This is a genomic window from Haloarcula sp. CGMCC 1.2071, from assembly GCF_037078445.1.
Classification (GTDB): Archaea; Halobacteriota; Halobacteria; order Halobacteriales; family Haloarculaceae; genus Haloarcula; species Haloarcula amylolytica.
Genome location: NZ_JAYMGY010000001.1, coordinates 497,684 through 515,694 on the forward strand (window position 1 = coordinate 497,684; position 18,011 = coordinate 515,694).

The following is an 18,011-nucleotide window of genomic DNA, read 5'->3' on the forward strand; positions in this document are numbered from 1 at the left end:
AGGTGAATCGGTCACAGACCGGCGATCGCGTCCGCAACTCGGACGCCACCACGCCCGTCGACGAGCGCTCGGCCGGCATCCTGTTTCTCCTCCCGAAGTGACGAGTCGGTCACGTATCGCTCGATCGCTCGTCGAAACGCATCGGTTCCGGCGTCCCTGTCGAGGACGATCCCGAGGTCACGGTCCGAAATCTCGTCCGCGATCCGCTCCTGATGATCGACGACTGGCTTGATGATGCCAGGCGTGCCGAGCGCAAACAGCTCGAAGGTAGTACTGCTGGCCGTCGTAACAGCGAAGTCCGCGGCAAAGAGCCGATCGGCCAGATCGTCGGGGTCGCGGGTGACACGAACCTCAGTCTCCACTTCGGCTGCGGTTGTGCGGACGCGCTCTTCGAGCGATTCATCGAAGCCGGGGCCGACGATCGCTTCGACACGACCGTCGAACCGGTCGAAGGCTCGGAGGATCGATGGCGTCTCCTCGGTCGTGTCGCTACCACCCATGGTGACCACTGCATGCTCTGGCACTGCCCGGCGTGGTGGCTCCCGATCGGTAAGCTGCCGGATCGGTTCGCGCAGGAGCGCGTACTTCGGTCCGAAGTACGTCTCCGGTTTCGGACCGGTAAACGAGTAATCGAGGCCGCTGGCGTAGAGGTTGTTGTTGATCAGTGCGTCGGCCGCGATCGGGTACGCCGCGTAGTCCTCGAACGCGACGTGCTTGGCGTGCGTGCGTATCTCGCGCTGGTAGTCCGTTTGCACGGGATACGCGTCGGTGTACACGACAGCCGCGTCGTTCGTTGCGAGCCACTGGCACAGGGGTTCGGGATCACTGCGGTCGGGAAGCGAGACGGTCTCGGTCCCATCGGGAAAGCTCTCCCGGACGGCCGACGGCGTCGTCGTCGCAACAGTCACGTCGATGCCCCGCTCCAGCAAGACAGTCGCGACAGCGCTCGCTCGCATGAGGTGTCCGTACCCGATCTCCGTCCCGCCGTCAGCTCTGAAAACGACGTTCATTGGACACCCACTCCTCCGAACGAAACGACGACTGGACTGGAAGTCGCACGAAGGTACGGTCTCATCCGTCCTCTCCCTCGACGGTCGGGAGGTCGTCGACGCTCTCGACGAGACGCATCCGATCGTCCGGATCACCGTAAATGTGCCAGGCGTCTTCGATCACATCTGGCGTCTCGCCATCCGGTTTGTCGGCGTTCAGGCTACCCAGTTCAGCCCCGTCGTGTTGTTCGATGATCCGACCCAGATCGTACGGGTTCCGTGCCGACCCGACGTGCTCCCAGAGCCGCCGCACCAATACGAGATCCGACGGATTGTCGACGGTCAAACGGATGTCGGGCCGTTGGAGCGAGTCCTCGGGTTCGATACCGAGGATGCCGAACGACTCTGGATTCTCGGTCAGGAACGAGGCAACGTGCTCGCTCCGATGTCGATCGTCGCCAAGTCTGTCCGCATCAGCGAGTGCCGCGAGATCGAACACCTCGACGAACGAGCCGAAGGGAAGCTTGCGTGGTGCGACCAGATCGGCCTGTGTGTTCCGTGCGGCGGTGACGACGTCGTCGACGATTCCGTAGTGCAAGAACGGGTTTTCGGTTGTCGATCGGAGGACCAGATCCGCGTCCGCCTCCCGGCCCGCGGCGACAAGGCGACCGACAACGTTCTTCGGGTAGCCAACGACGTACGGGAGGTCTCGTGACTCTGCGAAGTCGATGTAGGCGGTCTGTGAGGGAGCGTCGCTGATCGCCAGCACAACCTCGTCGATCGCGTCGACCGCCCGGAGCTGATCGACCTGATGCGCGATGATCGGCTTGTCGCCCAGCAGTTGCAGTGGCTTGCCGTAGAGACGCGTCGACTCAGATCGACAGGCCAGCGTCGCGACGACCCGTTGCGTGAGATGGCGACGACCGATCGGCTGTGAGCGGGGAATATCGGTCCGCGCAGTCTGACCGACGACCGGGTCCGTCGATTTGTACGCTCGTTCCGGGTCGTCGACCGGCCGGCGAACCGTGACATCGTCGGGCTCGATCCGTTCACCGGGCTCTATCTTTCGGGTCGCCAGCACGCACTTCTTGTGGGAGTTTCTGTACGATAGCTCGCTCTCTGAGAGGGCGATCGTCCGTTCCCCGACGGCAGTCTGGGCCTTCTCGACGGTATTTGCCATCTCCTCAAACGCTGCCGGTTCGAGTGAGGAGTAGTAGTCGATCCCTTCCTCGGCCCGATCCAGCGTGACGTGAACCTCGACGAACGACGCACCGGCAGCGACGGCCCAGGCGGGGAGCTGTGTGGCGAGATCCGTCCCACCGTCGAGGTGGCTGGTGTAGCCGACGGGGTAGTCGAACCGGTCGATAAGCTCGCGAAGGCGGTGCAGATGTGTATCCTCGAGTTCGGTCGGATAGTTCTGAAAGCCGTAGACCAGCGACAGTGGCACCGAGGCGGTCGTTTCGATCGTCTCGATCGCCTTTCGGAGTTCGATCGGCGTCACACCGCCGGCAGAGAGAATCATTGGCTTGTCGAGCACGGCGACGCGTTCGAGCAGTGCCTGATGAGCGAGATCCGAGCTATGGATCTTGAACCCGTCGATATCGGCATCTTCGACGCGGGAGATGCCGTCGGGGCCTTCGACATCGGCGAGAATCTCGAGACCGTGGTCGTGTGCAACATCGGCGAGACGTTCGACATCGTCATGTGAGAGCGACAGTTCGTCCAGAAGTTCGTGATCCTCATGCGACGAGATGACCACGTCTTCGGCCGAAAACACCTGTATCTTGACCGCGTCGGCAGCCGTCGCGACGCGCTCGATCATTTCGACAGCAGTCGAGAGATTGCCCTGATGAGCGTTCGCCAACTCGGCGATGACGGTTGTCTCACCGTCGAAATCTACCATACTCGCACATCCTGTCGAGGTGGACTTTAGTATTGTGTCTGGGCTGGTAGTGGCGACTCACTCGTCACCGAAGTTCCGGTCGACAGCCTCCCGAATCTCGGCGGGGAAATCCTCCGGGTGGAGCAGCGAGTGGTAATGGTCGTGCAAGGTACGGTCGGGAAACACGTTGTACCCGACCGGGTACGGCTCCTCGGACGTGTTGTCGGCGACGAGCGAACGCAGCCACGCGTAGACCGAGACGATAGCCTCCTGTGCATGGCTCCCATTGGTCTTGTGCTGTGCGAGCAGTTTCAGTTGTTCGAGGCGGGAATCCGCCTCGAGGAACGACCGGACGATTCTGATGTCACGCCCGAACGTGTCGACGGAGGCACCGTACCACTTGAGACGGTCGTCGAGGTCGTCGAACCAGGCGTCGAGTCGATCGGAGAGCACGTCCTCGGGGAGTTCATGCTCCGAACGAAGGTGCTCGACGCGCTCACCGTGTCGTATCCCGTATCGAGCGAGGTACTGTGCCTGGAGTGACTTCCCCAGGTCACCACGGAAGTCCTCGGTTGCGACGTGGAGATAATCTAACGTCGGGTCGTAGAACATCGGCCGAAAGCTGTTGCGGATCTCGGTGCTCGGTTTCCCGTCCCAGTGCTGGCGGTTCGAGCAATTCGTGTAGTGATAGAGTTCTCCCCACCCGAACTTCGCCAGGCAGAGTATCGGGAGGATCTGGTGGATCAGAGTCGGCGGGAAGTCAAGTGGCTCACGCTCGAAGAAGTCCACCTCGGTCGCCTTCGCAGCATCGAAAAGGATGTACTGATCCCCGAAGCTCCCTGGCGGGTAGTGCTTCAGGAATGAGTGCGTTTTCGCCGGAAACGCGACGGCGGCGTCCCGGTCGGCAGTCTCCTCAACGAGCGACTGGAGCGACGATTCTGAGAGGGGCCAGGCGTCCGTGTGTAGATGAAACACGTACTCGACGCCGTCGGCGCTGATCGCTGCTCGCGCCGCGCGCCGAATCGTGTCGTATATCCGGTAATAGAGGTTCTGCTCGCCCCGTGGATCTTCCATCGACGGGTCATACTCTATTTGCGCACCCTGTTCGAAATGATCAATCTCGTCCTCGAACGGTTCGATTTTCGTCGGCGCATCGGGATGGTTCGAACAGACCGACACGTAGTACTCGTCTTCCCAGTTGTGTCTGATGATGTCGAGGAGAACGCCGAGATCGTCGAACTTGTCGTAGAGGGAGATAGAGATACCGATCATGGTGGATCCAATTCGAGTACAGTCGAAGTAAGTTACGGTGTGGCACCGAACGACAACAAGGCCGCGTTACAGATCGAGGTTGTGTCGCTTTGCGAACGCCGGTTCGAACGCCACCACATCCTCCGGTGTGCCCAGAACGTGAACCGAATCGTCGTCGATTTCGGTGGCAGTCACCCGGTCGCCGTTGTCGATGAGCCACGAGTACAACGGACAGATATAGGTCTCGCCGTATTCTTCCTTGACCGCCTCGCGCATCGCAGCGTACGCGTCCTTGAACGACCGCCATGTGGCGAAATGATAGAACCCGACCGTCGCTAGGTCGGAGATTCGCTCTTTCTCCGCGACTGCTGTGACGGTGCCGTCCTGATCTCGCTCGACGAAGCTCCACTTGTCTCCAGGCACTGAAAAGACCGGAATCCAGGCATCGCCCTCGATATCGGCCGGACGGAGCGTCCCTTCCTCGATGTAGGTGTCGATATTGTAGATCGCGATGGCATCCTCATCGTCGACGTACTGATCAGCCGCCAGGGCCGTCGTCGCCTGCCCGTCGGTGACTGACTCCAGTTCGACGATATCGAACTCGTCGATCCCGAGGTCGGCACACTGCTCTCTGATGAACGGTCCGTCGTCGTTAGCAGCACGCGTGGCGAAGACGAACTCCTCGTCGAAAAACGCCGACAGCGACGAGAGTGAGTAGTTGAATATCGTCCGGTCACGGACGTACAGTCGGTGTTTGAGTGTCTCGATACCCTCGTTCTTGAACCGGCTTCCGCGACCGGCCATCGTGATGATGATCTTCATATGGTCTCACCGAAAACGCGGTTGTACTTCTCGATACCCTGTGCCAACATGGTAAACTGTCGCTCCGGTTCGTCGGCATGGAGCGGAACCATACTCAGCCACAGCAGACTTTCGATCCCCCAGAGACGGTCGATCTCCTCCGGGTAGTGGGACTCGAGCATGGAGAGAAAGAGGTCCCGGCGCTGGTCGTGCGTCTGGTCGGTGTACTTCGTGTACTCGATACGACCCGCCTGTGGCTCCGCTGTGACATCGAACCTGTCGTTGATGATGAACTCGTAGTTGCCGTCAACACTGTGAAGGAGTTTCGCGAGGTCGTATCGAGAGTCGCCGTAGACATCGTAGGTACCGAACGAACCCCGTGGGTCGATGAGTTTCAGGAGCGACGTGCGAACGTCGTACAAGATGTTGGCGAAGCAGAGATCCCCATGGATAACAGTCGGTGTGACGGGATCCAAGAGGCCGAGCGCATTGAGGTCCGATCGAAGCGACGAGAGCATCACATCGAGACCCTCGTACTCGGTCCCGTTGATCGTGACGGTCGAACGATCGAAGAACGGTTCGAACTGTTCGTCGTCGGCCAACCGTTCGAGACGATTGACGGTCTTGTCGTAGTAGATCGCACTCTGGGCGTCAGCCATCGCCGAGTGATCGCCCGTGCTGTGCTCTGCAAACGCATCAAGCGTCTCGAACAGGGAGCGGAAGATGCCCTTCCAGATATGGATGCCGTGATCACCGTAGAGATAGATGTCACTAAGTGTCGGGTAGCCGATATATTCGAGATCGACCGTGGTAGGCTGTCCGAGCGAATAGTCGAACACCTGTGGCGTGAACGGCTTCAACTCCTTCGGGAGTCGGTCGTACCACCTGATCTCAGGTCCGAGAATATCCGGGTCGTCGCTTTCCTTGCGGATGATATTCCGTTGCTCGTCGATCCGCATCTCGTTGAACTCCCTCGTGTTCAAAAACTGTGTCTTCGCCCGGTAATACGTGTCCAAGTGACCGACGTCGATCCAGTTGTCCGGCTGACGAAGCGTGTACGATCCAGCGTCGAGATAGGATAACAGGGCCGCGTAGAACGGGTCGAGACCGCCGCTCGCTGCAGTGTCGCCGCCAAGGGCGCGAGTCAGTTCCTCGTGATATCCGATCGGGTCCTGCAACTGAAACTGGCCAACGAACGTGTTCGTTCGCTTCCGACCCTCCACGGTGAACTTCTCCGAAATCGACGAGATCCGTCCATCGGGACCCGTCTCGAACGTCGTCCATCGCAACGGATGGTCGGCCGTCTCGTAACAGATCGAATCCTCCCCGGCAGGAGCGCACGCCGGGTACACCAGCGTATCGGCGAACTGGACAAACAGGGACCCCCGGAGTCGGTCCTCGCCGAGTGTACCGAGCGCCTGCCCGACAGTCGCTCCCAGGGACCGCGTCGACCCGATATCGACGACCTCCCAGTCGTACTCGGAGCGCTCGGTCCACTCCACGATCTGTTGGCTCTGTTCGCCACACGCGATCACTTTGTGCGTCGGCGGACAGTCATCGGCCGCTTCGTACGAGTCGGCGATATGTTCGATGGCCGGCTTCCCGTGCAACGGGATCATCCCGGTCGGGATCGGCCCGAGTTCGAGTTTCAGTTCGTCTGGGACCAGCACGGCCGACGGAATCAGAAGCGTGGCGGGCCCCGTCCCGGTCATTGTTCCGTCTCGCGGCGTGTCGCCGTACTCAATAGCTCGCGGATCTCTGCCGGGCTCTTTTCGACGAACTCCGAGGGGCGGATCGCGTTGTCGTCGATGTAGAAGCCGTCGTGGCCACACCACGGTTTCCCATAGTGGATCTCGTCATACGGAATATCGTGTTCGTCGAGCCACTCGACGAGTGTCGGCGCTGTCTCGGCGTTGATCTTGCCCATCCGACCCTCATACGTTCGCATATTCCGAGCGGTGTTGAGGATTATATAGAAGCCGTCCTCGTCATATCGCCTGAGCGTCTCGACGACATCCGCGTCCGGGGTGAGCTCCGAGTACTCCTTTTCCGGGTGTTTCTGCGCGAGTACACCATCGACATCCACGACGATGCGGTCGTGTTCTTCGACATCCATCAGTTAGTCACTCTTGCTTTGGCCGAGTAATAGAACTATCGTCTCCAACATTATGGCTACAACTAAAAACGACAATCATACGTAAATATGTCAATATATAGGGATTCTAGATTATATATTTGGGCGCATATATCGGCCGTATAAGTAATTCGGCTAAAATATCGCTCAAAATCTGATGAAGATCGTCTAAGTTTGTCGATGGGAAATCACTTAGACGGCAAAATAGGAGTTGTTCAAACGAAAATTTTTACACGGCACCCTGGACACCCCTACAATGGTTCAGATTAAATCACCGACTGAAAAACTTCGTGCTGGGGAATTCAAAAACTCATAATAAAAGTCCGTTAGAATTTGGTAAAAGTGGGGAGATACATCGGTATGGACATTCAAAAGAATCGAATCGATGCATTACAACAACGATTCTCGGATACTAATCATCAATTTAGTTATTTGGATGTTTATAATGGAAGAGATAACCCAACTGGAAATCTAAATTCCGAAACGTTTGACCTCTATTCCCGGACGATTATCTTGATTTGGTGATTCTTCGTAGTGTTTTCATACATATATTACCCGCAGATATTGAAAGTCATCTGGCGGAAATTGACTGCGTACTCAAAGAAGGTGGAAAAGCTTGGACAACATTCTCGTGTTCAAATAATCCGTTCGTCAAATCCGTTCAGCAAGGTAGTTTTATAACATCCAGTCGATAAGAACAATCGACACCTCGACTGAAAGTCACACACGATACATATTTCTGCGGGGGGATGATGGAACTCCGTAATGACACTGCCAGACAGCGCAGTCAGCAAGGGGATCCGGCGGCCAGATCGGGCAGCCGCTTGGGTCAAACGGCAGGTCACTCGATACGTTGAGCGTGAGATCGTCACTCCGGTCTGCGGACGCTACCTCTACGATCACGACTGGGACCTAGCAGTCGTGCTCGACGCGTGTCGGTACGACCTCGGTGCCCGGGGTGCAAGTGAACATTCGATCGGGTTGGGAGAGCCCGAACGGGTCTACAGTGTCGGTTCGCAGTCACCACACTGGATCCAGCGCACGTTCGAAGCGGCGACGGATGCGGAGATCGAGCGAACCGCCTACATCACTGCGAACGCCCACACGGACAGGGCACCGAAGCATCGGCTCGCGTTGCTCGACGACGTGTGGCGATACGCCTGGGACGAGGAGTACCAGACCGTCCTCCCGCGACCGGTCACCGATCGAGCGATAGAGGCGATGCGAAACGATGTTGCGGACAGGTATATCGTCCACTACATGCAGCCACACCTCCCGTCGGTCGTCGAACGGTCCGAACACGTCGGTGGGTGGGTACCGTACGAAGGGAAGCCGGGCAAAGGAGATGCGGGCGGCGAGTGGGAAGCGGCACAGAATGGCTACGCAGAGGAGGTGACAGAGGCGTACGAAAACAATCTCGGACCTGTTTTAGACGATCTCGATCTACTGCTGGAGAACGTCGACGCACCGTCAGTGGTCGTCACGGCCGACCACGGGAACTACCTCGGAGAAGGCGGACGCTGGGGACACCCACCCTGGCATATGCGGTCCCCTGTCCGTCATGTGCCGTGGTGGGAAACGACGGCCAGCGACGAACAAACTCACTCTCCCGGCGAGTACGACAGGTCGGCCGACGACGGGACACGGAATGAACGTCTCGAAGCACTCGGTTACAAGTGAGGGACCGTCTGCTCGTCGACACCGGTTTCGGAAATCGTTAAATCGGCGGCCGGGTAATCAGTGGTCGATGGCTCCGCGTGTCGCCGCAACGCTCCCCTGTCGATCAGAGTCGACGCGATTGTACGGTAAACCGCTCCAGCAGGTCGGTGAGCGGCCGATTCTCGAGCATCTGGTCGCCCAACTCGAACGCGTGGACGCGATCGACGAGATCGTCCTCGCGATCGGCGACGCCCCGTCCAAGCGGAGTTACGTCGATTTCGCGACCACGCACGGGCTCGAATACGTCGTCGGTTCCACGGAACGGGTCCTCGATCGGCTCATCGAGGCGGCCGAGGCGGTCGCGGCCGACACCGTAGTCAGGACGACGACTGAGAACCCAGTCGTGTACTGGGAGAACCTGACCGAACTCGCCGAGAGTCATACACGAGCGGGCGCAGATTTCGCCGTTACGCGTGATCTCCCCCACGGTGCGCCGGTTGAGGTCGTCTCGATCGATGCACTGCGAACGGCGCGCGACGAGGGTGAAAGACGTCACAGAAGGGAAGCGAGTACGTCGTATATCACCGAAAATCCGGGTTCGTTCACGATTCAGACGGTCGATCCGCCGGCTGTCCTCCGGCGGCCGGAGATCCGTGTGACCGTCGACAATCCCTGTGACTTGCAGTTCTCCAGGGCAGTCTACGAGCGGCTCCCAGACGAGAGCGAGCCACTGTCGCTGTTCGATGTCGTCGACGTAATCGACCAGCATCCGGAACTCCTCGATATCAACGGTCACAAGCCCGACGGGACGGACGAGGCGGTTCGGTCGGGGGCCCCCATCAGGTACGGGACAGACCGATCGCGAGACTCACGCACATAGCGCCGCGACTTCGGACATCGTGACGACTTCCAGCCCGTCGCTTTCCAGCCGCTGGATCTCCTCGATCAGGTGTTCGATTCGGCGTGCGGGCATGTCGAGCCGAAAGGCTTCGGGATGACCGTGGACGTGGAATACGCCACCCTCGTCGACGGTTCGTTCCAGCCCATGCGTCAGGTACCGTTTGAAGCCCCTGTGAAACGGAGAACGAGTGAAAATCTCCTCTTTGGGCCGATTGTACGCTTCGAGCGAGAGCGAGGGCCGGATTTCGACCACACCATCCGCTGTGACCCGTGGCTGGGTCGGCGACGGATTGTCGAATCCGGTGACGATCCGCGCGGCGCGTTCAGCCTGTTCGAAACGGGAACTGGGGACGTGCCTGCGGACCACGTCGAAGCCGTGGTCGGCGAGAAGTTCCGTGTGCCCAACCCGGTTTTGTGGATAGACGAACGACCGCATTTCGACACCGAGCGTCGATGCGATCTCGTTCGACCGGCGAAACTCGAAGCTCGCCCGGTCGCGCGAGATGGTATCGAACTGTGGGTGCGAGAAACTGTGCGAGCCGATCTCGAAGTCGGCGTCCGCGTCGAGCAGTCGTGTGACGAGATCAGGCGCGTACCACAGCTCAGCGTCCGATCTGTCGGTCTCGGGATCGCGTTCGATGTCGAACTCGTGGCCGTCACAGGCTTCAAGCGCCAGATGCCCGACCGTGTTCCACGTGACGGGGACACCAGCCGTTTCGAACCGGTCGATCAGGTCGTGAATCCGTCCACGAACGTCGGACATCTCCCGTTCTTTGGCCTCGTATGCCGAATCCACCAGTCCTCGCCACCCGGTGATCAGCTCGAAATCGAAGTTGATCGAGACGTAACTTTCGTCGATCCGCGATCCCATCGCTCGCCCGTTCCGCGTAAAGTGTTCAGTATCTTTCGGTTGCCACTCGAGAATGGCACGGGTGTATCGTGGGCAAACAGGAAAGTGCGAGCGGTCTTTCAGCCAGACTCCTGCTGCAGTTTCCGTTCGGTCAGTTCGACGATGCGGTCGTGCATCTCGAAGAACTGAGTTCCGTTCTCGGCGGTCTGCTCCGTTCTGTCCGCATCCCCCTCCAGGAGGTCGACGACGGCGTCGATCATTGCCTGGAATTTACAGCGGTAGTAGACGGCCTCGGTGACTTCGGCCATCGTCTCGAACGACTCGACACTGAGTTCGCGTGTCGCGATGACATCGCCGGTGTCGACGCCCGCGTCGACGATGTGTGCGGCGGCCCCGGCACCGTCGCCGAACAGGACTGACCAGTGACCAGAGTGGTAGCCGCGGTACGCCGGTAACTGAGCTTCGTGTGCGTTGATCGTCGCGATCTCCGGGACCTCGAACACCGCCGGATCGAGGATGGTCCAGGGCGTGTCGATCGTCATCAGATCGGGTTCGATCTGTTCGAGCAGTTCGACCGTCTCCGTCGCGTTCGGGTCATCGACGAAGGAGAGTTTGAATCCGTTGATCTCCGCGTAGTCCCGGAGGATCTGGTCCTCGTCGCCGCCCTCTCCGACGACGATGATGTGGTCGAATTTCACGCCTCGTGTCTGTGCATGATACTGGAGATGGATCGAGGAAGACTTCCGTTCCGAGAGGTGGCAGAGCCGACTCACGACAGGCCGACCTCCGCTTCAAGGCGATCGAGTTCCGCTTGGGCACGTGCATCGAGTTCCAGCGACGAGAGTAGCGACGGTTCATGCTCGCGGAGCCAGTCGTTGAGTTTGAGGGCGGCGTTGAGAAATCTGTAATCGCCACTTGACCGTGTCTCGTCGAGGAACATCGACGAGAGATCGGCGATCTGTTCCGGTGTGAGTTCGGGATCGAGCGTTTCCCAGACGCGCTGGATCTCGACGTAACGGAGCCAATCCTCGACCGTCTCGTCGGCCAGTTCCATGGCGGTGGTACCGATGCAGAGAGTAAAAATCACGCGGTGTCGTCAGGGCGCATCGACATCGGGGCTTCACAACGGCGTAATGGGTCGTCAGGACGTGTCGATCGTCTCGAGAAGGGCCGTCGCAATGGTCTCCGGTGAGTCCGGCGTGTTGCGGTCGATCACACGGTACGCGTTCTCTCGACCGGTCTGGACGACCTGCTGGGCGACCGACTGTGTCGTTCCGATCTCCTCGACGAGGTCGAACAGCATCGTCGGACTCGTTACGACACGGAAGTCGTCGGCCATCGGTGCGTCGGCGATCCACTCGCAGTCGGCCTCGGGGAAGCGAGCGAGAATCACCGGCCGTCCAAGCAGTGCTGCCTCGTACGCGACCGTGGAGTTGATCGTCACGACCACATCACTGTCCATGATCGACTGATACAGGTCCGTGCTCGTCTCGCTGATCGTCACCAGATCACTGTCCGGGACGAGTCGGTGCCATTCGCCACGGCTCCGGGGATGGGGGCGAACCTCGAACCTGATACCGCGCTCGACAGCCTCGCGTGAGAGCCGCTCGATCTGTTCCTGTTGGACCTCCGCCATCGTCGGGAGACCATGTGACGCGTATCCGCTACAGATGTACAATACGTCGAACGGCTGTTCGCCTCCGACAGACAGATCTTCATCGGCGCGTTCGAACAGCCGTCGAAAGCGGGGGACACCGGTGACTGTCACTCGTTTGGGGTCGACGCCACTGACGACGAGCGTATCCTTCGTGTGTTCTCCAGCGACGTAGATTTCCCCGTCGTGGCCGCGGCCCGTCGTTTGATCCCGCCTGAGGAATCCGAGTCGCGGCAGCCGAGCGAGCAACTGTGATCGAGCCACGCCTTTCGTGACGTGTGCGACCCGGTTGGTCAAGCCCGGTTCGAGCGTCGGACGCTGGTGTAAGAACCCCTGAACGATCTGGACAGTCGGAACCGATGCCCGGTCCGCGGCTGCAGCCATCGCACGCATTGGGATGCCGTCGTAGCCGAAGACGATCAGATCGTACTCCGCCGCGAGCGGTTGCAGTGCGCTCGCGGTGTGGTACATCGCACGGACCTTGTCCAGTGCCGAGACGAACGCGTACGGTTCCTCAAGCGCGTACGGGTAAATGTCTGTGTCTATGGTTGAGACGTCGTGTTCCGAGAGCGCCTCGGTCGCGTCCTGTCGGTAGATCGGATCCTGAGAGAGGAAGTCGATGCTGACGGAGCGATTACGGTCTTCGATCGCTTCGGCGACCGGTACGAAATTCTCCACCTCCTGGGAGTTGTGGCAAGAAAAAAGGAGCCGTACCGTCTCGTCAGCAGTCGCGGCCGAGTCCATATGACGCACTCTGGCGGCGGGGGTTTTTTAATTCTTGTAAATTCGGTCCTCATCCGACAGCGCCGGCGGTCGAGCCCGGATCAGCCCCCGATCCTCGAATTCGAGGAGGTAGTCGCGAACCCACTCGAACTGCATCCCGAACGTCGACGCGATTTCGAAGGCAGTGTGGTCCCCGTCAAGGTACCGAAAGAGCCCGTCCCGGAACTGGAGCAACGACCCGTCGTCGACCACCGCGTCCTCGTCCGTGACCTGACCCGGACCGACGTAGAGGTCGTAGTCGGGATGTGAGAGGCTCGGGATGCCGTCGAACGTTCGTAGGGGCACGAAGTCCGTTTCGAGCACGTCGATAACTGACATGATATATTCACAGTACTCGGTGAGTCGATCTTCGGTGACGATGCTCGGATCGTCCAGATGTGTGTGATACTCCGGATACGGAAACCGGCTCACCGAGACCATTGGGATCTCGTACCCCGGAGCCTCGAAGATCAGTTCATCGTTCCCGATCTTCTCACGGTAGGCAGCGACTTCGCCGTCGTCGGCCAGTGTTTCGAGTCGCTCTGCAGCGATGCGGTCAAGCCGTGTATCGCCCGTGAACGACCGCTGCACCAGCAGCCGATTGTCGTTGCCGGGCATCTCGAGGAACAGCCCACAGGCGAGGTCAGAAACGTCCCGGGTTGAGAGGTAGGCGACAGAGCCGAGCAACTCCTGTACGATGAGAAAGGTATACGAGTAGCGAAGCGAGTCACGCTGTCGTAACCGGTGCATCAGTTCACAGCCCGCGGCGACGCCAGCCAGGTCGTCGTTTGCCATCCCAGTGTGATCGAGATGCGCAGCGAGGACGACCGTCTCGTCACGCTCCCCTTCGATGGTGTGCTCTGCAACACGCATCTCGCTGTCGGAGAACGTCGTGTCGATGTGTACGTCGTACTCGTCGGCGTCAAGCGAGTCGACGAGGCGCTGTGTCGCACAGAACCCCCATTCGCTGTCCCACGGCCGGTAATTCTGCCGGAAGTGCCACGGGATCGCGTCGTCGCGGTCGCCGTGCGTGTGGACGTGATCCAGCAGCGTCGATCGTGAGACGGTCCCGTGAAACGAGTCCGAATACGAGATGAGATGCAGCGGGTGATCGTCGTAATCAATGACCGTCTCACCGTCCGCCGTCACGGTGGCTTCGTCGACGGTCCACCGCTGTGGGACCTCCCAGGAGTTCAAGAACTGTCGACCGCTCTCGAAGGAGTGATACTGAAGCGGGAGTTCGTTGTCGTCGATGTAATCGAGGCACGCGTCGTACTCGTCGGTGACGAACCCACGATTCGTGAGATACAGCGCTTCGACGAGGTCTTTCATCTGTCTGACTGGGACGGGAGTGCCGCTCGACAAGCGTCGTAAAGCTGCTCATCGATGAAGTGGCTCCGAACGACGCTATCGGCGACCGAATCGCGCACGTCGTCGGAGCATGCCAGCAGTCGGTGACGGGTCGTCTCGACCGACATCTGGGTGACGACATCGGTATCGGTACGGTCCGCATAGTACGGCTTGATCCAGGCCGCCAAGTCTTCGAACGGTTCTGTCGGTGGGGAGAGGACCATCTCGTCGGGGTAGCCGAGGCCGTCCGCATGGACCGGCTCGTACCCCAGCAGCGACATCTCACCGAAACACAATCGCTCAACGTACTCCACGACAGTCTCGTCCAGCGTCTGTCGCCACTTATCCACCGAATCGGTGTTGAACTCGGCCTTCTGTTCCTCGCCGTCGTGAGACGTGTTCTGGAGCCATTGCTTACCCCGCCCATCGGTAAAGTTTGCAGGGTTGAGGACGGCTTCGTCGACGGGAACGTTCAGGAAATCACAGATCTCCTCGACGGTCCTTTCGGGGTGCTGGACGAGATCCTCGTACCGGACGAGGTGGGCGTCGTTGTGGTCCGCGAGTGCGGTGTATCTGTGAGTCAGCATCGCTATCTTCCGCCACTGACGGGCCAGAAAGAGCCACGGATACATCGTCTCCCAGGCGTACTTCGAGGCACAGACTGCACGGGGATCACGAACCATCAACAGGAACTTCGCGTCGGGGTACTGACGACGCAACGCCGGGACGAACTCCGTCGCCCATGTGTCTTTGGTGCCGATCCACCGTTCCTCGCCGGTCCCGTACTGTTCGGGCACTTCGGCGAGCAGGTCGGCGTGGATATCGGCGAATGTTTCCCCCGAAACGTGCGCCTCGGTGAGGCTGTCGGCGATAAACTGCGCGTGGCCTTGCGCGCGGTCAACGAGCTGGGAGAGCAGTTCCGTCCGGTCACGCTCGAACGGGCGATCCAGCGTCGCGTCCTGGACCGCATCGAACAACGCAACCTGTGCTTCCTCGGCAAAGTAGTCTCCGAGCGGGTCGTACGGATCAGTCTCGACTCCGATGTCCTCGGCAACGGCATCGCGGAGCGCGTTGTAAAACGGGCGATACGGATCGGCAGCACAGACGATATCCTCGTGGGTGTCGAGCAGGCGTGCCAGTAACGTTGTTCCGGAGCGGAACATCCCGAACGTAAACAGCTGCTTGGCCATCGGTGTGTGTTCGCTCAACGCCACACCGATATTTATATGCTGGTATCAACTGCTGGCGACCGTCAGACAACGCAGAAGTTATATATGAACATCACGCGGTATGCACAGTTGATGAAAGGAATCGCTATCTCGCTCTATGATAAGTTCGATGAGTTGGCTGTTTTTGTCGATATGATTCGAAGCGATTGGGAAGATGAGTACTTCATATCTGTCTGCTGTGCCCATCCAGATGGTGAAGAGGCGATTGCCGAGCGAGGAATTACTGTCGACTGCTACGTCCAAGGCGGTCGGGTCCACTTCACACCAGATATGCCATCGGAGAACGGTGCTGTCTCTCGAAAGGGAGTGAACCGAACTGCCCGGATCTTGGACTCGATGTTTCTTGCTTGTCAGGCAGCCCTGTCAGAACGAGACGATGTAGAGACCGTCATGCACTGCCATGCTGACGCGTGGCCGCTCTCGGAACAGAAATTAGAGGAACTGATCGAAGAGATGTACGCTCGCGACAGACGATTAGCGATTCGCGGACTGGGACTGGAGTGGCGAGAACCGAACAATCCACTCGGAGTCGTGATGGATCAGTTCTTTATATTCGATTCCGAATTCGCCGAAGAGAGATCGCTGTTCGATGCCGACCCGCTGACTCTCCTCCCTCACAAGTCGATCCACAATGCACTGAGTATCCTGTTGCTCGGGCGCGCAGGACTGGACAACATCTGGTACTACTCGTTGATGAAAGACGACCTGCAATGGGACGGGACACCGGTCGAACTACCGTATATCGGTGTTCGGCCGGGAATATACAATCCCGAATGGGAACTGTTGCACATCGCCACTGACGAATTTCCTGACGACTTGGGAAAGAGCGTACAGGCCCACTACCTCGAGACGCATGGCAACTGGACCGGTGAGACGGTCACATCATACATCGAAGAGTATCACAGAGAGGACACATTCGAGCGAGTGTTACAACACGAGGAACGTCTCAACGATATCCTGAAACGTCGTGGATTTGACATCAAAAAACAAGGTCGGAAGTTCAGTCAGATGCAGGCGCTAATCGAGGAGTCGTCGGATAGTCCACTCGCCGCTGCCAAGCGGTTTCTGAAGCAGCGCGTGGCCAAAGAGTTGTTGTTCCGGTTCCTGAGTGCGATCCCAGCAGAACGGTTCTCACATCTCGGAGATCCACGGACTCGGAAGTTCTATCATGACGCTGAGTGGCCCGGTTCACTTGTGGAAGCCTATCGTACGACACTGGATCGAGATGATTTCCCCGACGATATGACGTTCTGGTTCGAGGGCTGTTACGGAACCGGAGATCAGGGAGAATAAAACGGGGCGTGACTCTAAATAACCTCAGCACATAATTCAATGCACGTCTGCTTTCTTTTCCATCGGAAGTTTCCTCAGAACAACTCTACTGCGATGAACGAATACTCGAGGAAGCTGGCGGCAAACGGTATCGATGTGTCCGTCGTCTGTGCCCGCGAGGAAGCCGACCGGCCGCTACGGGAGACGGTCGACGGTGTTGACGTGTATCGGATCCCGTCGGACACGTCTTCGAGCGTCGGCCTCGAACCGACGCGGTTCGCGTACAAGGGACTGAAAGAAGTGCAGCGCCTCTGTGAGGATGGCACCGTCGACGTGCTCCACATGATCGCGTTCCCGAATCTCGGCCTGGTGCTCGACAGCGTCCCGTGGCTGGACGCACCGCCGACCACTGTCGCCGATATACGGGGAACGGCGATCAGTAACGCCGCTTTCGAGTACGTTTCGCGGTTGATCATCAACGTTCAGGATCGGCTCGTCGATCACACGATCGCGCTACATGAGGATGTGGCCGAGAAAGTCCTCTCGAACCCCGAAACGGCGACAATCGTACCACTCGGGGCCAGTTTCGATCGGTTCGAGCCGGGGACGAACCCGGAACTCCGGGCCTCGTGGGGTGTCGATGACGACGATGTCGTCTTCGGATACACCGGAAACGTACATCGGTCGCGGCGCTTGACACGACTGGTGGATGCATTCGAAGGACTGGAAGAACCGTACCGGTCGCGAGCAAAACTGGTCATCGTCGGGGACGGACCGGACTTCGGTGCCCTCGAAAGCTACGTCGAGGAGGCAGACACCGATGCCGTGACGCTCACCGGTGGCGTTCCGTTCGACGACATGCCGGCGTACCTGAAGGCGTTCGACATCGGACTGGCATACATCCCGGATCGACCACAGTACCGTGATCAACCTCCGCTCAAGACGGTGGAGTTTCTCGCAAGTGGGCTTCCCGTGATCGGCACGGACACGCCGGGGAACAAGACGTTCCTACAGGACGGAGAGAACGCCCGCCTCGTCCCGGATTCGGTCCCGGCGTATCGGAGTGCCGTCGAGTCCGTCCTCGACGAGCGAGCGGTCTTCGCACGGTTCGGGCGGAACGCCCGGGACTCCGTGAGGGAGTATTCTTATGAGACGATCGTCTCCGACGTACTCGTCCCGCTCTATCGACAGCTCATCGACGGGCCACACAGTAACCATTGAAAATCAATGCACACCTGATCGCACTGCCGTCGTGCGATCGGTGTGTACATCGTTTAA

16 protein-coding genes and 1 pseudogene are annotated in these 18,011 nt (G+C 59.1%); 5 read left to right on the top strand and 12 right to left on the bottom strand.

Annotated features, from left to right (window positions below; translation table 11 throughout):
- Positions 1 to 11: 11 nt before the first annotated feature.
- The 6 genes from VI234_RS02610 to VI234_RS02635 all read right to left on the bottom strand — a co-directional run bounded on the left by VI234_RS02610 (position 12) and on the right by VI234_RS02635 (position 7,039).
- Complete coding sequence (locus tag VI234_RS02610) at positions 12 to 1,010, bottom strand: PseG/SpsG family protein (RefSeq protein WP_336329156.1); 999 nt, start codon at positions 1,008 to 1,010, stop codon at positions 12 to 14.
- 61 nt (positions 1,011 to 1,071) lie between these two features.
- Positions 1,072 to 2,892, bottom strand: a complete 1,821-nt coding sequence (locus tag VI234_RS02615) for an N-acetylneuraminate synthase family protein (RefSeq protein WP_336329157.1) — start codon at positions 2,890 to 2,892, stop codon at positions 1,072 to 1,074.
- A 57-nt stretch (positions 2,893 to 2,949) separates the two neighbouring features.
- The gene (locus VI234_RS02620) at positions 2,950 to 4,143 is read right to left on the bottom strand and encodes a hypothetical protein (RefSeq protein ID WP_336329158.1); all 1,194 of its coding nucleotides are present in this window, start codon (positions 4,141 to 4,143) and stop codon (positions 2,950 to 2,952) included.
- Positions 4,144 to 4,209: 66 nt separating this feature from the next.
- Positions 4,210 to 4,944, bottom strand: a complete 735-nt coding sequence (locus tag VI234_RS02625; RefSeq protein ID WP_336329159.1) for a hypothetical protein — start codon at positions 4,942 to 4,944, stop codon at positions 4,210 to 4,212.
- On the bottom strand, positions 4,941 to 6,635 hold the full coding sequence (locus VI234_RS02630; RefSeq protein ID WP_336329160.1) for a hypothetical protein: 1,695 nt from the start codon (positions 6,633 to 6,635) through the stop codon (positions 4,941 to 4,943). Before VI234_RS02630 ends, VI234_RS02625 begins: the two co-directional genes overlap by 4 nt.
- Positions 6,632 to 7,039 carry a hypothetical protein gene (locus VI234_RS02635; protein WP_336329161.1) on the bottom strand — a complete coding sequence of 136 codons (408 nt, stop codon included), beginning with the start codon at positions 7,037 to 7,039 and terminating at the stop codon, positions 6,632 to 6,634. The genes VI234_RS02630 and VI234_RS02635 overlap by 4 nt, the downstream gene beginning before the upstream one ends.
- A gap of 527 nt (positions 7,040 to 7,566) precedes the next feature.
- On the opposite strand from VI234_RS02635, the pseudogene VI234_RS21260 reads away from it, so the two are divergent.
- From VI234_RS21260 to VI234_RS02645, 3 genes and pseudogenes are all read left to right on the top strand, one after another.
- A pseudogene (locus VI234_RS21260) lies at positions 7,567 to 7,752 on the top strand (hypothetical protein); the annotation flags it as partial.
- 70 nt (positions 7,753 to 7,822) lie between these two features.
- The gene (locus VI234_RS02640; protein ID WP_336329162.1) at positions 7,823 to 8,737 is read left to right on the top strand and encodes a hypothetical protein; all 915 of its coding nucleotides are present in this window, start codon (positions 7,823 to 7,825) and stop codon (positions 8,735 to 8,737) included.
- 67 nt (positions 8,738 to 8,804) lie between these two features.
- A complete protein-coding gene (locus VI234_RS02645; protein WP_336329163.1) occupies positions 8,805 to 9,596 on the top strand; it encodes a cytidylyltransferase domain-containing protein in 792 nt (263 codons plus the stop codon).
- Here the strand turns inward: VI234_RS02645 and VI234_RS02650 are convergent.
- From VI234_RS02650 to VI234_RS02675, 6 genes are all read right to left on the bottom strand, one after another.
- A complete protein-coding gene (locus VI234_RS02650; protein WP_336329164.1) occupies positions 9,585 to 10,487 on the bottom strand; it encodes a polysaccharide deacetylase family protein in 903 nt (300 codons plus the stop codon). The two genes, VI234_RS02645 and VI234_RS02650, sit on opposite strands and share 12 nt — an antisense overlap.
- Before the next feature lie 98 nt (positions 10,488 to 10,585).
- The gene (locus VI234_RS02655; protein ID WP_336329165.1) at positions 10,586 to 11,239 is read right to left on the bottom strand and encodes a formyltransferase family protein; all 654 of its coding nucleotides are present in this window, start codon (positions 11,237 to 11,239) and stop codon (positions 10,586 to 10,588) included.
- Positions 11,236 to 11,520 (bottom strand): hypothetical protein, encoded by a 285-nt coding sequence (locus VI234_RS02660; RefSeq protein ID WP_336329166.1) that lies wholly within the window; start codon positions 11,518 to 11,520, stop codon positions 11,236 to 11,238. The genes VI234_RS02655 and VI234_RS02660 overlap by 4 nt, the downstream gene beginning before the upstream one ends.
- Positions 11,521 to 11,607: 87 nt before the next feature.
- Positions 11,608 to 12,864 (bottom strand): hypothetical protein, encoded by a 1,257-nt coding sequence (locus VI234_RS02665; protein WP_336329167.1) that lies wholly within the window; start codon positions 12,862 to 12,864, stop codon positions 11,608 to 11,610.
- Positions 12,865 to 12,891: 27 nt separating this feature from the next.
- Complete coding sequence (locus VI234_RS02670; RefSeq protein ID WP_336329168.1) at positions 12,892 to 14,214, bottom strand: DUF4910 domain-containing protein; 1,323 nt, start codon at positions 14,212 to 14,214, stop codon at positions 12,892 to 12,894.
- Complete coding sequence (locus VI234_RS02675; protein WP_336329169.1) at positions 14,211 to 15,440, bottom strand: sulfotransferase family protein; 1,230 nt, start codon at positions 15,438 to 15,440, stop codon at positions 14,211 to 14,213. The genes VI234_RS02670 and VI234_RS02675 overlap by 4 nt, the downstream gene beginning before the upstream one ends.
- On the opposite strand from VI234_RS02675, the gene VI234_RS02680 reads away from it, so the two are divergent.
- A complete protein-coding gene (locus tag VI234_RS02680; RefSeq protein WP_336329170.1) occupies positions 15,429 to 16,754 on the top strand; it encodes a hypothetical protein in 1,326 nt (441 codons plus the stop codon). The genes VI234_RS02675 and VI234_RS02680 overlap by 12 nt on opposite strands.
- 93 nt (positions 16,755 to 16,847) lie before the next feature.
- On the top strand, positions 16,848 to 17,954 hold the full coding sequence (locus VI234_RS02685; protein ID WP_442905014.1) for a glycosyltransferase: 1,107 nt from the start codon (positions 16,848 to 16,850) through the stop codon (positions 17,952 to 17,954).
- The last annotated feature ends 57 nt before the right edge of the window (positions 17,955 to 18,011 follow it).

Coding starts and splice junctions, on each gene's coding strand:
- VI234_RS02630 (WP_336329160.1), bottom strand. CDS start 6,635: ATGACCGGGACGGGGCCCGCCACGCTTCTGATTCCGTCGGCCGTGCTG.
- VI234_RS02670 (WP_336329168.1), bottom strand. CDS start 14,214: ATGAAAGACCTCGTCGAAGCGCTGTATCTCACGAATCGTGGGTTCGTC.
- VI234_RS02635 (WP_336329161.1), bottom strand. CDS start 7,039: ATGGATGTCGAAGAACACGACCGCATCGTCGTGGATGTCGATGGTGTA.
- VI234_RS02615 (WP_336329157.1), bottom strand. CDS start 2,892: ATGGTAGATTTCGACGGTGAGACAACCGTCATCGCCGAGTTGGCGAAC.
- VI234_RS02610 (WP_336329156.1), bottom strand. CDS start 1,010: ATGAACGTCGTTTTCAGAGCTGACGGCGGGACGGAGATCGGGTACGGA.
- VI234_RS02640 (WP_336329162.1), top strand. CDS start 7,823: ATGACACTGCCAGACAGCGCAGTCAGCAAGGGGATCCGGCGGCCAGAT.
- VI234_RS02625 (WP_336329159.1), bottom strand. CDS start 4,944: ATGAAGATCATCATCACGATGGCCGGTCGCGGAAGCCGGTTCAAGAAC.
- VI234_RS02645 (WP_336329163.1), top strand. CDS start 8,805: ATGGCTCCGCGTGTCGCCGCAACGCTCCCCTGTCGATCAGAGTCGACG.
- VI234_RS02620 (WP_336329158.1), bottom strand. CDS start 4,143: ATGATCGGTATCTCTATCTCCCTCTACGACAAGTTCGACGATCTCGGC.
- VI234_RS02660 (WP_336329166.1), bottom strand. CDS start 11,520: ATGGAACTGGCCGACGAGACGGTCGAGGATTGGCTCCGTTACGTCGAG.
- VI234_RS02650 (WP_336329164.1), bottom strand. CDS start 10,487: ATGGGATCGCGGATCGACGAAAGTTACGTCTCGATCAACTTCGATTTC.
- VI234_RS02665 (WP_336329167.1), bottom strand. CDS start 12,864: ATGGACTCGGCCGCGACTGCTGACGAGACGGTACGGCTCCTTTTTTCT.
- VI234_RS02685 (WP_442905014.1), top strand. CDS start 16,848: ATGAACGAATACTCGAGGAAGCTGGCGGCAAACGGTATCGATGTGTCC.